The 15,319-nt window shown below is 32.3% G+C and carries 13 protein-coding genes; 2 read left to right on the top strand and 11 right to left on the bottom strand.

Going from position 1 to position 15,319, the window contains the following annotated elements; all coding sequences use genetic code 11:
- Positions 1 to 174: 174 nt before the first annotated feature.
- The 10 genes from RSA29_RS13970 to rsxC form a co-directional block, all read right to left on the bottom strand.
- The gene (locus tag RSA29_RS13970) at positions 175 to 1,665 is read right to left on the bottom strand and encodes a Na+/H+ antiporter NhaC family protein (protein WP_346943370.1); all 1,491 of its coding nucleotides are present in this window, start codon (positions 1,663 to 1,665) and stop codon (positions 175 to 177) included.
- A gap of 466 nt (positions 1,666 to 2,131) precedes the next feature.
- Complete coding sequence (locus tag RSA29_RS13965; protein WP_346943369.1) at positions 2,132 to 3,622, bottom strand: Na+/H+ antiporter NhaC family protein; 1,491 nt, start codon at positions 3,620 to 3,622, stop codon at positions 2,132 to 2,134.
- A 213-nt stretch (positions 3,623 to 3,835) separates the two neighbouring features.
- On the bottom strand, positions 3,836 to 4,504 hold the full coding sequence (gene deoC, locus RSA29_RS13960; protein ID WP_346943368.1) for a deoxyribose-phosphate aldolase: 669 nt from the start codon (positions 4,502 to 4,504) through the stop codon (positions 3,836 to 3,838).
- A 96-nt stretch (positions 4,505 to 4,600) separates the two neighbouring features.
- The gene (locus RSA29_RS13955; RefSeq protein WP_346931647.1) at positions 4,601 to 5,017 is read right to left on the bottom strand and encodes a SoxR reducing system RseC family protein; all 417 of its coding nucleotides are present in this window, start codon (positions 5,015 to 5,017) and stop codon (positions 4,601 to 4,603) included.
- 67 nt (positions 5,018 to 5,084) lie between these two features.
- Positions 5,085 to 5,960, bottom strand: a complete 876-nt coding sequence (locus RSA29_RS13950; protein ID WP_346931646.1) for an RnfABCDGE type electron transport complex subunit B — start codon at positions 5,958 to 5,960, stop codon at positions 5,085 to 5,087.
- A 13-nt stretch (positions 5,961 to 5,973) separates the two neighbouring features.
- Entirely contained in the window at positions 5,974 to 6,552 is a 579-nt protein-coding gene (locus RSA29_RS13945; protein ID WP_346931645.1) for an electron transport complex protein RnfA, read from the bottom strand.
- Positions 6,553 to 6,567: 15 nt separating this feature from the next.
- Positions 6,568 to 7,185, bottom strand: a complete 618-nt coding sequence (locus RSA29_RS13940; RefSeq protein WP_346943367.1) for an electron transport complex subunit E — start codon at positions 7,183 to 7,185, stop codon at positions 6,568 to 6,570.
- 1 nt (position 7,186) lies between these two features.
- On the bottom strand, positions 7,187 to 7,729 hold the full coding sequence (locus RSA29_RS13935) for an RnfABCDGE type electron transport complex subunit G (protein WP_346943366.1): 543 nt from the start codon (positions 7,727 to 7,729) through the stop codon (positions 7,187 to 7,189).
- Positions 7,729 to 8,664 carry an RnfABCDGE type electron transport complex subunit D gene (locus RSA29_RS13930; protein ID WP_346931642.1) on the bottom strand — a complete coding sequence of 312 codons (936 nt, stop codon included), beginning with the start codon at positions 8,662 to 8,664 and terminating at the stop codon, positions 7,729 to 7,731. The genes RSA29_RS13935 and RSA29_RS13930 overlap by 1 nt, the downstream gene beginning before the upstream one ends.
- 11 nt (positions 8,665 to 8,675) lie before the next feature.
- Positions 8,676 to 9,995 (bottom strand): electron transport complex subunit RsxC, encoded by a 1,320-nt coding sequence (gene rsxC, locus RSA29_RS13925; protein WP_346943365.1) that lies wholly within the window; start codon positions 9,993 to 9,995, stop codon positions 8,676 to 8,678.
- Between the two features lie 377 nt (positions 9,996 to 10,372).
- Here rsxC and RSA29_RS13920 point away from each other — a divergent pair, with 377 nt between their 5' ends.
- Together RSA29_RS13920 and RSA29_RS13915 are read left to right on the top strand one after the other, a co-directional pair.
- Positions 10,373 to 11,467 (top strand): PfkB family carbohydrate kinase, encoded by a 1,095-nt coding sequence (locus RSA29_RS13920; RefSeq protein WP_346943364.1) that lies wholly within the window; start codon positions 10,373 to 10,375, stop codon positions 11,465 to 11,467.
- Positions 11,461 to 12,375: a pseudouridine-5'-phosphate glycosidase gene (locus RSA29_RS13915; protein ID WP_346943363.1), complete on the top strand. Its 915-nt coding sequence runs from the start codon at positions 11,461 to 11,463 to the stop codon at positions 12,373 to 12,375. The genes RSA29_RS13920 and RSA29_RS13915 overlap by 7 nt, the downstream gene beginning before the upstream one ends.
- Positions 12,376 to 13,387: 1,012 nt before the next feature.
- Here RSA29_RS13915 and RSA29_RS13910 read toward each other — a convergent pair.
- The gene (locus RSA29_RS13910) at positions 13,388 to 15,139 is read right to left on the bottom strand and encodes an AAA family ATPase (RefSeq protein WP_346943404.1); all 1,752 of its coding nucleotides are present in this window, start codon (positions 15,137 to 15,139) and stop codon (positions 13,388 to 13,390) included.
- Positions 15,140 to 15,319 lie beyond the last annotated feature (180 nt).

The raw sequence follows: 15,319 nt of genomic DNA, 5'->3' as shown, positions 1-15,319 counted from the left end.
ATCAAGTATTTTTCTGAAAAAACACAAAAATTAAACAATTCACATTATAAAAAATGTAATAAAAATGAAAAAAAATACATTTATAAGAATATAATGTAATAAAAATGAAAAATTTGTAATAAAAAAAGAACTATTATAATCCTATTTAAAGCATTGTAATAGTTCTCTTTTTATTTATGCTGAAACTTTTTTGTCAGCTTCTATAGATGAATCTTCTTTTTTTAATTTAACTTGTGGCTCTCTTGGTAAACCAAAGTTAGGAATGAATCTATCCCAACCAGTTATAGTGAGTAATAGTAGGGAACCTACAGTTACAAATGCCATGACATTATATTTTATGATATCAATTGCATTGAATACATGTAAAGGATATACAGATGTAAGTATTCCTACATAGAATCCCATGTATACATGCCAAGGAATCAATTGAGAACCAAATACACCTAAGGCACTAGAGAAGGTTGCATTTCTCATACGAAGTTTGTAAAGATCTTCTTCGGTTCCGTCTACATTTTTGTCAACAAGTTCTTTAATCATAGGTCCTATAGTAACAATTTGTGCCATTTCATCAGAAAGGGCAGCATTTCCACCTATGGAAAGAATACCGTTCCAGAACATTAGTTGTCTTACATTATTAGAGATTTTTAATACAAAATTAGATAATGGTTCAAAAGCATTCATTTTTGACATTATTCCACTGAATGCACCAAACCACATCATCATTACGATAACCCAAGATCCTGCTTCGGAGAATCCATCTTCAACTAAAAGTATGAATGAACTTAATCCTGGTACAGTTCCAGCAAAGCTACCTAATATGAATGAAGCTATAAGTCCAATAAATAGGCAAAGTAAAGTTGGTAATCCAACTACAGCTGCAATTATAACAAGTATTAATGGAACTACCATGTAATAAGGTACGCCTTCTTTAACTTGATTTAATAACTCTACAGCAGATGGTCTTTCAGCTTCTAATGATGCCCAAGCTTCAGCAGGAATTGCATCAATTGCAAGAGCAGTATCAACAACTTCAGTTGGAAGTTTCATCGCAATACTTATTCCAAATATAATTATTGCAGAAACTACAAGACAACCAATAGACCAAATAACTTGAGATTTAACTCTATCAAGTACCTCTACTTTTTGGATACCAGAGCTTACAACGGTGGTATCAGAAATAAGCCCAATATTATCACCAAAACAAGCACCACCAGCTATTGAAGCCGTAGTAAGAAGAATGTTTCCGCCAAGAATGTGGTTTAACCATAGGAAAATTGGCGCGCATGCTGCAAAAGTTCCCCATGATGTACCTGTGGCTACTGAAAGGATTGCAGTTACTAGAAATCCACATACTGCAACGGTTCTTGCATTTACACCAAGAGATAGCGCTATATTAACTATAGATGCACCAACACCGGTAGACATGAAAGCGTTTGCCATTGCATAAGCAAACATTAGTATAAAGAACACTAATATAAGTTCTTTTACATTTTCGATTGAAGCATCAATTAGTTCATTGAATTTAATCTTTTCAGTTATGTATGCAACTACACAAGCAAAGATTGTTGCGATTGGAGCAGCGGTAAGAACGTCTACCCCCATCATGATAAGTCCAGCTAATACAAAAATTGGAACAAATTTAAAAAATCCCTTTAAAAAATTCATTTATGAATCCCCCCGTAAAATGATTGAAGTAGAAACTTTGGCAATTTTTCGAACCTTGTTTCTACATTCAATAGTTTAAAACGTTTTCGACAAAATATCAAGTATTATTCTGAAAAAACACATAAATTAAACAATTTTTTAATTAAATATTTTTAATATTATACTAATTGATTATAAAAAAGGGGAAAAAAGTAAAAAAATGCTAATATATTATTGTAATATATATATAAAATGATTAGCTATATATTATTACTTTGATGTAGAAATATTGAATTAATATATATAAATTTAATTAAAAAGGTACAAAGCATACAAGTTTAAATTTGAAAATTAATGGATTTATAAATAGTGAAATATATAAATTTTAATATAGGATATGTATGAAAATAATAGAAATACAATATTGAGGTGAAGATAAAAATATAAAAGCCCCCACAAATATTAGTTGTGGGAGCAGTACAATTTATTATAGAGAAGATACTTTAGAGTTTGGTATATTCATATTTCCCTTTTTTAATCTAACAGCAGGTTCTTTTGGTAAACCGAATTTAGGAATAAATCTATCCCATCCAGTAAGTGTTAATAATAATATTGAACCAACTGCGGTAAAGGCCATAAAGTTATATTTTATTATATCCATTGCGGCAAATTCATGTAGTGGATACACTGAGTTTGCTATTCCAACATAGAATCCAATGTATACATGCCATGGAATTAATTGAGAACCGAAAACTCCAAGAGCATCACCAAAGGTTGCATTTCTAAGATATAAGGTGTACATATCTTCTTTGCTTCCTTCTACGTTATTTTCAACAAGTTCTTTAATGATAGGTCCAATAGTTACGATTTGAGCCATTTCGTCAGAAAGAGCTGCGTTACCACCGATACAAAGTACACCGTTCCAGAACATTAATTGTCTTACATTACTAGATATTTTTAGGATAAATGTTGATAGAGGAGCGAAGGCATTCATTTTTGCCATTATACCACCAAAAGCACCAACCCACATCATCATTACGATAACCCATGAACCTGCATCAGCAAATCCAGTTTGAACTAACTCCATGAATGGTCCGATGCCTTCCACAGTTCCAGCAAAGCTACCGAATACAAAGGATGAACCAATTCCAAGGAAAAGACAAAGTAGTGTAGGAATACCTTTAACAGCGGCAACTATAACAAGTATTAGAGGAATTACCATATATAGAGGAACCCCATCTTTAACTTGATTTAGAAGATTTACAGCTTCAGGTCTTACAGCATCTAAAGATGTCCATACTTCAGCTGGGATAGCATCAATTGCTACCTTTGCATTAGTTAAATCGGTTGGAAGTTTCATTGCTAAACTTACAACGAATATAATGATTGCAGTTACGATAAGACAAGCAAGAGACCAGAACCCTTGAGTTCTAACCCTGTCTACAACTTCTACATTTTGGATACCAGAACTTACAACTGTAGTGTCTGAAATAAGTCCTATATTATCACCGAAACAAGCACCACCAGCAATAGCTGCAGTAGTAAGCATTATGTTTCCACCAACTATGTGGTTAAGCCATAAGAAAATTGGTGCACATGCAGCAAAAGTTCCCCAAGAAGTACCAGTAGCTACAGAAAGTATAGATGTTACTAAGAACCCTGATACTGCAACTGTTCTTGCATTTAAGCCAAGTGATAAGGAAACATTAACTATGGAAGCCCCAACTCCTGTAGACATGAATGCACTTGCCATAGCGTAGGCAAACATTAGTATAAAGAATACTAGTATTAAACCCTTTACATTGTCTACAGCTGCATCAATGAGATCGTTTAACTTTACCTTTTCGGTTATGTAGGCTACAGCACAAGCGAATAATGTTGCAATTGGTGCTGCTGTAAGAACATCAACTCCCATAATCATAAGACCGGCTAAAACAAAGATTGGAACAAATTTAAAAAGTCCTTTAAAAAAATTCATTTTAATTCCCCCTATAAAATAATTACAATAAAACGTTTTATTTATAATACAAGAATATACTATTTTCGACCAATTTCAATAGAAAATTCAGATAATTAACAAAATTAATATAGTTAACATGAAGTTAACATGAATAGACTATATTTTACATTAATGGACATGAAAAAAGAGAAATTTATGTAATAAATTTCCCTTTTTTAAAATTATAATTAATTAATAATCAGAATCAGAAGTTGATAAATTTTCAACTATAGATATTGATGCACTAGCACCTATTCGTGTTGCACCAGCATTAATAACGTTCATAGCATCTTCCGTAGTACGAACACCTCCAGATGCCTTAACGCCCATATTAGGGCCTACAATCCTTCTCATTAGGGTGATATCTTCAACGGTAGCCCCACCAGTACTAAATCCGGTAGATGTTTTTACGAAGTCAGCACCAGCCTCTTGAGATAATTCACAAGCTTTAATTTTTTCATCTTCAGTTAATAGACAGGTTTCTAATATAACTTTAACAATGGCTTTTCCTTTAGAGGTTTCAACAACTTCTTTTATATCGTTTTTTACAAAGTCATAATCTTTATCTTTTAAGGCACCAACATTTATTACCATGTCGATTTCATTAGATCCAAGTTCTATAGCCCTAGCAGTTTCAAAAGCTTTGGATTTAGTATCCATAGCGCCTAGAGGGAAGCCTACAACAGTGCAAACAAGAACGTCTGAATCTTTAAGTTCCTTTGCAACTAGTTCTGTATAACAAGAGTTTACACATACTGATTTAAAATTATATTCTTTAGCTTCATCGCAAATTTTAATAACCTCTAATTTTGTTGCTGATGATTTTAAAATAGTATGATCAATCATTGATCGAATATTCATATTTATACCTCCTAAAATATATAAAAATCCATTAATTATATATATTTTTAGTTTACCACAGTAAATTAAAAATATTACATTTGAAATTAAGTAAATTTACTTAATTTTTCTTATCATTTTGAATGTGTATTTATCCTCACCCTTATTTATTTTAGCGCTAATTTTATATGAAATAAGCATAGCAACTATAGCTGAAAAGGCTGAATACAATTCATAGTTGTTTAGATTAAATTTGCCAAACACATAAAGTGTTACCATAAGAGTAATTACAGTAATGATAGTAGGGAAGGCATAGGCCCAAAATGTCATATTTTTAAATACAGCATTATCCATAGAAACTAAAACTCTATCACCGGCAATAGCAGCTTTTGTATTTTCCAAATCTACCATTATAGTGTCTTTAGGACAACCGGATTTACAAGATGAACATCCGCCACCACATCCACCTTTTTTGGTAAAGGCCACTTTAGCAATATTACCATCAATTCTTTTTACAATACCTTCTTCTTCCATGAAATCACCTCCAAATAAATATAGAAGGCTAAAAGCCTTCTATATTATAACATAAAAATTAAGGTTATTATACGGTAGTATTGTTATTTTCAGCATCAGGAGTAGGCTCTGTAGTTTGTACAGAATCCTTCTTTAAAACTGGTTTTTTAAGATTTATGATAGAATTTTTAGGGCATTTGGTTGCACAAATTCCACAATTAATACATTTATCATAATCAAAAACTGGAATGTTATTAACCATTTCTATAGCATCTTTTGGGCAGTTCTTCATACAAATACTGCAACCAATGCAACCTACAGAACATGTATCCATAACGTCTTTACCCTTATTTTTGTTGTTGCAATCTATTCTAACTTTAGATTTCTTAGGTACAAGATGAATTATTGATTTAGGACATATAGCTATACATGCACTACATGAAACACATTTTTCTTCATCTACAACTGCAACTCCATTTATAATAGACAGAGCACCAAATTCACAAGCTTTTACACATGAACCAAGACCAAGACAACCATGCTCACATGATTTAGATCCACCACCAGGAGCAACAGCAGCCTGGTTACAATCTAAGATTCCAACATAGTTATATTTTTCCTTAGCTACGTCAGGTGTACCTTTACATTTAACAAAAGCCGTCATTGGTTCACCAACAGTAGCCTCAACTCCAAGAATATCAGAGATTTTTGATACACATTCAGCGCCACCAGGGCTACATTTATTTGTTGGAGCTGTACCCATAACTACAGCTTCAGCATAAGCATCACATCCAGCAAATCCACATCCACCACAGTTTGCACCAGGAAGACAATCTCTTACTAGAGGAATTCTTTCATCAACTTCTACTTTGAATTTACTGTTTGCATATCCGAGTAAGGCTCCAAATACTAGTCCAAGACTACCAAGGCTTACTACAGGAGCTACTAATTTTGATAATTCCATTAAATTTCCCTCCTTAAACTAAACCACTGAAGCCATAGAAAGCAATAGCCATTAACCCTGCTGTAATTAAAGAGATTGGTAATCCTCTAAAAGCAACAGGCATATCAGTGTTATCTTCCATTCTTTCTCTTAAGCCTGCAAGGATTACTATAGCAAGTACATATCCAAGAGCAGCACCAAGAGTGTTAGATAATGATTGAGCCAATCCATAATTTTTATCTATGTTTGTAACAGCAACACCAAGTACTGCACAGTTAGTTGTTATTAGGGGTAAGAATATACCAAGAGATCTGTAAAGACCAGGTTGAATTTTCTTAATAACTATTTCAACAAATTGAACTAGTGCCGCAATAACAAGGATAAAAGCAAGTGTTGATAAGTATCCTAAATCAAAAGGAACTAGGATAAGGTTGTTTACCACGAAGGTAATAAGAGTAGCTAGTATCATTACGAAGGTAACGGCTGCACCCATACCCTTAGCAGTCTCAGTTTTTTGAGAAACTCCAAGGAAGGAACATATACCTAGAAATTGCCCTAATATTACGTTGTTAACTAGAAGGGCGCCTATAAATATAGTAAATAATTCGCTCATTAAATTTCACCTTCCTTATTTTGTAGTTTCAGCTTTTTTAGCTTTAGAAATTTTATATTGGTTGAATCCAGCAAGAATCATACCAAGTGTCATAAATGCTCCTGGAGCTGATGTCATAACCATAGCTGGAACATAAGATTTTGGTAATACTTGAATTCCATAGAATGTTCCATTTCCTAGAACTTCTCTGAAAGTTGCAAGTAGAATTATAGCAAGACCAAATCCTAGACCCATACCTATAGCATCAAAAATAGAAGGTAATACCTTATTTTTAGATGCATAAGCTTCAGCTCTTCCTAAGATAACACAGTTAACAACTATAAGAGGTAAGAATATTCCAAGTGATTTGTATAAATCAGGAATATATGCTTCTAATAGGAACTGAATTAATGTAACGAAGGTAGCGATAACTACGATATAAGCTGGTATTCTAATTTTATCAGGAACAAGTTTTCTAATTAAAGAAATAACTGCGTTAGATCCAATTAATACTACGGTAGCAGCTAATGCCATACCAGCAGCATTTTGAACACTACTTGTAACAGCAAGAGTAGGACACATAGCTAGTACTTGAATAAATACTGGATTTTCGGTAATAATACCAACTTTTAATCTGTTAATTAACTCTTTCATTCTACTTTGCTCCTTTCAAGTTTGTGTTGTAATAGTTTATAGCAGTGTTGATACCAGAGGTAACTGCTTTTGAAGTAATGGTAGCACCTGTAATTGGTTGAACATCTGAACCAATTGCAAGTTCTTTTTCAGCTTTCATAGTTTTAAATTGATCAGTAAAACCAGGCTCTGTAGCTTTTGAACCAAGACCAGGAGTTTCTGATTGCTTTAGTATTGTAATTCCAGATATAGAACCATCATTTTTTATTCCAACCATAAGTTCGATATCTCCACCATAACCACCTTTAGCGATTACATTGAATACATGACCAGTAGTTTGTCCACCATTTTTAGCTTCAAATATTGCTTTTATGTTTTCAGCATTATCTGCTTTAAGTTCTTCAAATTCATCGGCAGCTAAAACAACCTTAAGAGCTATAGCTTGATTTTCTTTTGCTTTAGCTTCGATTGGTGCTCTAGTAATATCATAGGCAAAAGCAAGGATTAATCCAGCAATTGCTGTTATAACAAGTAAGGTTGCTCCTAATTTTAAATTTTCTATCATTATTTTGCACCTCCGAATACACGTGGAGTAGTCCATTTGTCAATCATTGGAACTAATAAGTTCATAAGAAGAATTGAATAAGATACACCTTCAGTATATCCGCCATAAAGACGAATTACAGTAGTTAAAACACCACAGCCTACACCGAAGATAATTTGTCCAGTTTTAGTCATTGGAGAAGTTGTGTAATCAGTTGCCATAAATAGTGCACCAATCATTAATCCACCAACAAATAATTCATAGAAACCTTGGCCAGTCATAAATCCATCTCTTCCAAGTACTGTTGTTATAATGAAAACTGTACCTAAATAAGCAGCTGGAATATGCCAAGTGATAACTTTTCTATATAGAAGGTATGCTCCACCAATAATTAAAGCGAGAGCAGAAACCTCTCCTATACATCCAGCAATATTAACTCCTAAAAATGCATCCATAATATCAGGTTGTAGTGCTCCACCGTTACGTAAAATAGCAAGTGGAGTAGCTTTAGTAACTCCGTCAATAGTCCAGTGGGTCATTTGGGTTGGATAGGCTGCGAGTAAGAACGCTCTACCAGCTAGGGCAGGGTTCATAATGTTTTGACCAAGTCCACCAAAGAAACATTTAACTACGATGATAGCAAATGCACTTCCGACAGCAACCATCCATAGAGGGATAGTTGGTGGCATGTTAAAAGCAAGTAATAACCCTGTTATTACGGCACTTAAATCTCTTAAAGTATTTGGTCTGTTAGTAATTTTATTAAATATAAATTCACTAAGCATTGCAGATGCAATAGCAGTTAAGATTACTAATGCGGCATCTAAACCAAAGAAGTATACCGCTGCAATAGTAGCAGGTATAAGTGCTATTAAAACATCTCTCATCACCGTTGAAACTGTCTCTTTTGATTTTATATGTGGCGATACGGATACGTTAAATAATTTTCCAGACATTATGTTCACCTCTACTTTTTCTTTCTATTAGTTAAGACTCTTTTTTTACCTTCTTTACATGTTTGAGTTAAGTTTCTCTTAGCAGGGCAAGAATAGCTACAAGCACCACACTCAATACAATTAAGACCACCGAACTGCTCAAAACTATCATAATCAGATCTCATAACTTGAGCATTAAGTTTATTAGGTAGTAAGAACATAGGACAAGCATTTACGCATTTGCCACATCTTATACAATTTGATTCAACTGTTGGAGTAGCTTCAGCACTTGTAAGACAAAGTAAGCCAGAAGTACCTTTAACTGCTGGTAAGTCCAATGTAAATAGAGCAGTACCCATCATAGGTCCACCACTAATGATTTTAATAGGTTCTTCAGTAAAACCATCACAGGCGTCTATAAGTTCTTGTAGGTTTGTACCAAATTTAACTCTAAGATTTTTTGGTGTTTTAACAGCACCACCAGTAACAGTTACGATTCTATCAGTAAGAGGTTTTCCAATTACGACAGCTTCTCTTATAGCTAAAATTGTTGCTACGTTTTGTACTATGCAACCAACATCAGCAGGTAACTTTCCACTTGGTACTTCTCTTTTAGTAACAGAATATATAAGTTGTTTTTCTGCACCTTGAGGATACTTAGTTTTAAGTTCTGATATTTGTACATTAGTCATAGGCTCTAAAACAGCCTTCATTATTGTTATAGCGTCATTTTTGTTATTTTCAATACCTACGAAGATTTTAGCTTCAGGGAACATCTTTGTAATAACTTGTAAACCTTCACCAATCTCTTTTGAGTATTGAAGCATTAATTGATGGTCACAAGTTAAATAAGGTTCGCACTCAGCCGCATTGATAATTATGCTATCAATTTTTGAGTCTTTAGGTGGTGAAAGTTTAACGTGAGTTGGGAAACATGCCCCACCTAGTCCAACAATACCAGCCTCATTAATAATTTGTAATAATTCTGCATTGGACAAATTTTCAAAATTCTTATGAGGCACTGCAGCAACCTCTTCGTAAGTATTATCATTCTCAATAATTACGCTCATCACTTTAGTACCACCAGAACTAAGCATAGGTGTTACATTTTTAACAATACCAGATACGCTTGAATAAATGTTAGATGAAACAAAACCTGTGCTTAATCCTATTTTTTGGCCAACTAGTACCTTGTCACCTTTTTTTACAATAGGTTCACATGGGGCACCTATATGCTGACTCATAGGGAAGACTAAATCACCTTTTGGGAGATAAGTTTCAATTTCTTTGTGCTCTGAGAAATGTTTTCCGTGAGGCGGATGAATGCCTCGTTTAAAAGTTAAAAGTCCCATAATATTCCTCCATTCCTATAGATAAACTACTCATATATATTAATGATTCCTATAGTACAAACCCTATTATAACTCGAAAATAGTCATCTTGCAATATATTCAAATTGTTATGTCATTTATAAATTAATATAATATAATTTAAGAAATAGTTAAAATATATAGAAAATTAAATTAATTATATTGTGGATATTGTATATAAAGGTTGAATTAATAAAAATCATTTTTACAAATTAGGGATTAAGAATTATATAAGAGTAAATATTAATATACGTATATATAATGTAAGAAAAAATAATTATTGCGCTAAAGATGCAAACATGATAATATTAAATAAAGAAGTGCTTATAGAGTAAAGAATTATTGAAAGGGAGATTGGCGTGACAAATAGAGAAGAAGAAGTATTAAACCTCATTAAAAGCAATCCCTTAATATCTCAAAATGAGTTATCTGATATTCTTAAAATAACAAGATCCTCTGTAGGGGTGCATATAGGCAACCTTATAAAAAAGGGATATATATCAGGTCGAGGATATGTTATGAATAAAGAAAAGTTTGTATCAATTATTGGTGGAACTAATATTGATATAGTTGGATTTTCAAATTCTGAATTACGGCTTGGAGACTCTAATCCTGGGAATATAAAATTTTCATTGGGTGGAGTAGGGCGAAATATAGGTGAGAATTTAGCTAGGCTTGAAGTAGAAACTAAATTGATTTCGGTTATAGGAAATGACATCTATGGTCGTAAGGTAATAGATGAAGGAAGAGAAATTGGATTAGATTTAGACCAAAGCTTGAAATTGGATGGAGAATCAACTTCAATTTACATGTCGGTTCTTGATAATTCAGGGGATATGAAAATTGCAATATCGTCTATGGATATATATGAAAAGATGTCAATAGACTTTATAAAAGGCAGACGGAATATTATAGAAAGTTCAAGGATTTGTGTGATTGATACTAATATACCGAAAGATGTAATAGAGTATGTGGTAAATAATTTTAAAAATACGAAATTCTTTCTAGATACAGTATCTTCGACAAAAGCAACTAAAGTAAAGGATATAATCCATAAATTCCACACTATTAAGCCAAATAAAATCGAAGCAGAAATTCTATCGGGTATGGAAATTAAAAATATGAAAGATGTTGAAAAAGTTAGTGAATATTTCCTTAATTTGGGAGTTGAGAATGTATTTATTAGTTTAGGTGAAGAAGGTGTATACTATAACAATGGTAAAAAACGCGGGTTATTTACAACACCTAAAATTAATGTTGTTAATGCAAATGGTGCAGGTGATGCATTTGTAGCAGGGCTCGTTTATTCAAGTATGAACGATTATAACATTCAACAGACATTAGAATTTGCGACTACGTGTTCCGCACTTGCTATATCACATAAAGATACAATTAATCCAAATATATCGTTGGAAAATATAAATAAAAAGATGAAGGAGAATAAATTATGTTAGAAAAGTATTTAAATATAAATCCAGAGGTTGAAAATGCATTAAAGGAAGGTAAACCGGTAGTTGCTTTAGAATCTACAATTATATCCCATGGAATGCCTTATCCTAAGAATGTAGAAACAGCATTAAAGGTTGAAAGTATAATAAGAGAGAATGGTGCAGTTCCAGCAACTATAGCTATTCTTGATGGAGTATTAAAAGTAGGATTGACTAAAGATGAAGTAGAATTTTTAGGGAAAACACCAGGAGTACTAAAAACTAGTAGAAGAGATATACCTTTTATAGTTGCAAATAAGTTACATGGAGCAACTACGGTTGCAACAACTATGATAATAGCGGCCCTTGCAGGAATTAAAGTATTTGCTACAGGTGGAATTGGTGGAGTTCATAGAGGTGCAGAGCATACTATGGATATATCAGCAGATTTAGAAGAGCTAGGTATGACAGATGTAGCGGTAATTTGTGCCGGATGTAAATCTATTCTGGACATAGGATTAACACGTGAGTACTTAGAGACTAAAGGTGTACCTGTAGTTGGATTCCAAACAGAGGAATTACCAGCGTTCTATACAAGAAAATCAGGATTTAAAGTAGATTATAAAGCTGATAATGAGGAAGTAATAGCTAGAGCATTAAAAAGCAAATGGGATTTAGGATTAAAAGGTGGAATGGTTGTTGCTAATCCAATTCCGGAAGAATTTGAAATGGATTATGACACAATTAATAATGCTATAGATGCTGCTGTAAAAGAAGCGGATGAAAAAGGAATAAAAGGTAAAGAGAGCACACCATTTTTACTTGGAAAAGTAAAAGAGATAACTGGTGGATCAAGTTTAGAATCAAATATACAATTAGTATTCAACAATGCTAAAGTTGGGGCTAGAATTGCTGTAGAATTAAGTAAGTTATAATAATTAACTGTATCATCTTAAAATATAACATAATGTCTAAAAATGAAGTATAATGTAATTATATGGGCTAGATATAGATTTAAAATTCAATATTGATAAATAAAAACTGTAAAAAAAGGTGTAAACTCTATAGAATTTACACCTTTTTTTGTTGTAATGAAATTTTAGCATTAATAACTTTCATAAGCTGATTTTACAATGAGAAATTTCATATAAATAAATTATTGTTTTAGGTTAAATGTTAAGGGAATTAAAGAAATTGTTAAATAAATATCATTTAATATAGCTTATGAGGGTACTGAAAATTAGATATACACCAATCAGTATAAATATAGTTGAAATAGTTAATTCCGTATTAATAACAGGTATGAATATCTTATAAAAGGGATAGAGAAAGATAATAATAGCAATAGAAATAAATAAAAATATAAAAGGTAATAGTATATAACTAGGATTTATAAAAATATAGTAGCTTAAAAGAGAAGTAGCAATAGCTAGAAAAAATATAGCAATAGAGCTATGTGTATCTATAAAATCAATATATAAGTTAAGGGTATACATGGCACCATAAACTAGGGAAAAACCGCTTATGATTACTAATGGTGACAACCTTAGCTCAAAGTATAAATACTGAAGAACCAAACTACAAATTAAAATGAGGATAGGCCATAGATTTAAAATTTTATTAAATAGTATAGGGTTAAAGTAGTATGTAAAATATGATAACCCTAAAATAAGAAAAGTTATACCAATATAGACATTTTTATCTTTCATGTAAAATACCACCTAACTACAAATTAAAATTGAACTAATACATTATATTTTAATAGTAGGGGATATATTCATTGTTATTTGAAAAAATGCAAGCGATAACATCATATTTAAATGAACTGTTCCATATCTATTTGACATGGAGCAGTTCATTTAATGATATATATTTAGAGTTAACTTTGATAATGGCTTAATCTAAGAATAGCTTAATAAAGAAGATACTATTATTTTAATTGTTAAATTAGATAGTCTTGCCATATACAACATCAATAATATCTTGGGTATATAGGGTTTCTTTCTCAAGAAGCTCTGTAGACAAGCTGTGTAGTAAATTTATGTTATCGTTAAGTATATTTTTAACCTCTTCATATAATTCATTTATTGTTGACCTACATTCACTTAATATTACAGTAGTATAGTGTTCTGTAGACACTCCCTGCATTTCTGATAGTCTTAAAAGTCCAATGGATTTACCCATTCCATACTCACATATCATATTATTTATCATATTAGTAGTTTTCTTAAGGTCGTTATAAGCTCCAGTAGTAATTTTATCTTTGCCAAAAATAATTTCCTCAGCAGCTCTACCTCCAAGTAATACCATGATTTTTCTTCTTAAGTAATCTAAGTTATGGTAAGTGTTATCTCCGCCGATGGTTAAAGTATAACCACCTGCACTTTTAGTGGTTGGAATTATAGTTACCTTTGAAATTTTCTCTTCGGGAAGCTTTAAATAAGAAATTAAGGCGTGTCCAATTTCATGGTATGCAGTAATTTTTAAATCATCTTTTTTCATCGAAGTCTTATCCAGCTTTTCATGTCCAGCTACAACTATAGAAAACGCCTTGTCCATATGATTGGCGGTAATGTAAGGAGCATTTTCCTTGCAAGCAATTATAGCGGCCTCATTGGCTAAGTTCTCAAGTTTTGCACCAGAAAAATAAGTAGTATTTTCAGCTATATTTCTTATATTTATGTCTTCAATAGGTTTGTTTTTGAGATGAAGCTTCAAGATTTTTTCTCTAGCATTAACATCTGGCAGCGATACTTCAATATGTCTATCAAATCTACCAGGTCTTAAAAGAGCTTCATCAAGTACGTCAAGCCTGTTTGTAGCCGCAATTACTACTATGCCATGACTTTCTTTAAATCCAGACATTTCAGTTAGTAAGGCATTTAGAGTTTGATCTTTTTCATCAGAGTTACCGGCTTTATTAGAGCCACGTTTTTTACCGATAGCATCTATCTCATCTATAAATATAACAGCACTACCTTGAGATTTAGCCTTTTTAAATAGATTTCGGATTCTGCTAGCTCCAACCCCTACATACATTTGAACAAAATCTGATCCAGAAACTGCATAAAAGGGAACATTTGCCTCTCCAGCGATTGCCTTAGCAAGAAGTGTTTTACCAGTTCCAGGGTCACCATAGAGAATTACACCTTTAGGCATCCTTGCACCATAGGCTGCATATTTCTCAGAATTTTTCAGGAAATCTACTATGTCATTTAAACTTTCTTTAGCTTCATCGTTTCCAGCAACGGATTTAAAGCTATACTTATCCTTTGAAATATCTTGTCCATCAACAGCATTTACAGAATTCATGCTGCTAGAAGAAGTTCTGCGCCTTATAACCATGAATATAGTAGTTATAGCCGAAAAAGCTAATATAATCACTGCTATACGTTGATTATTAGGAAGCGTAGCAGAGCTTTCAACAAGGATACCTTGTTTTAGTAAAGTTTCCTTTAATGTACTACTATTTGGATTATCAGTGACATATTTAATACCATCTTTATCTACAACCGTAATTTTAGGTGTTTGAGATATAGAAACTTTGAGGATATTATCATTTTCTACATCTACCATAAATTCATTATAACTTTTATGTAAAGATGTAGAAGTACTAATATTTAAAACTACCAAAGAAAGTGTTGATAACACTAAAAGGGTTAATGGGATTACGATTAAATTCTTTTTAATTTTATCTATCAATAAGATTACCTCCTAAAAATAAAAATATATAGAAAAAGCCAATAACTAATTAAATAACTATCTAAATAGATGCATCAAATTAGAAACTAGCAATAAATACGAATTTAGAAAACCAAGACTTCGTTAAGATAAAATAAAATTATCATATAATTATAAATAAATAATTAAGGGTGATAA

It is taken from the genome of Clostridium sp. (assembly GCF_036660475.1).
GTDB lineage: Bacteria > Bacillota > Clostridia > Clostridiales > Clostridiaceae > Clostridium_J.
The sequence above is the reverse complement of the archived record's forward strand: the minus strand, read 5'-3'. Positions and strand labels throughout refer to the sequence as shown.

What these genes read in the sequence shown, in the direction of transcription:
- RSA29_RS13950 (WP_346931646.1), bottom strand. Translation starts at nt 5,960, where the DNA reads ATGGAATTATCAAAATTAGTAGCTCCTGTAGTAAGCCTTGGTAGTCTT.
- RSA29_RS13965 (WP_346943369.1), bottom strand. Translation starts at nt 3,622, where the DNA reads ATGAATTTTTTTAAAGGACTTTTTAAATTTGTTCCAATCTTTGTTTTA.
- RSA29_RS13930 (WP_346931642.1), bottom strand. Translation starts at nt 8,664, where the DNA reads ATGTCTGGAAAATTATTTAACGTATCCGTATCGCCACATATAAAATCA.
- RSA29_RS13970 (WP_346943370.1), bottom strand. Translation starts at nt 1,665, where the DNA reads ATGAATTTTTTAAAGGGATTTTTTAAATTTGTTCCAATTTTTGTATTA.
- RSA29_RS13940 (WP_346943367.1), bottom strand. Translation starts at nt 7,185, where the DNA reads ATGAAAGAGTTAATTAACAGATTAAAAGTTGGTATTATTACCGAAAAT.
- RSA29_RS13955 (WP_346931647.1), bottom strand. Translation starts at nt 5,017, where the DNA reads ATGGAAGAAGAAGGTATTGTAAAAAGAATTGATGGTAATATTGCTAAA.
- RSA29_RS13935 (WP_346943366.1), bottom strand. Translation starts at nt 7,729, where the DNA reads ATGATAGAAAATTTAAAATTAGGAGCAACCTTACTTGTTATAACAGCA.
- RSA29_RS13945 (WP_346931645.1), bottom strand. Translation starts at nt 6,552, where the DNA reads ATGAGCGAATTATTTACTATATTTATAGGCGCCCTTCTAGTTAACAAC.
- rsxC (WP_346943365.1), bottom strand. Translation starts at nt 9,995, where the DNA reads ATGGGACTTTTAACTTTTAAACGAGGCATTCATCCGCCTCACGGAAAA.
- deoC (WP_346943368.1), bottom strand. Translation starts at nt 4,504, where the DNA reads ATGAATATTCGATCAATGATTGATCATACTATTTTAAAATCATCAGCA.
- RSA29_RS13915 (WP_346943363.1), top strand. Translation starts at nt 11,461, where the DNA reads ATGTTAGAAAAGTATTTAAATATAAATCCAGAGGTTGAAAATGCATTA.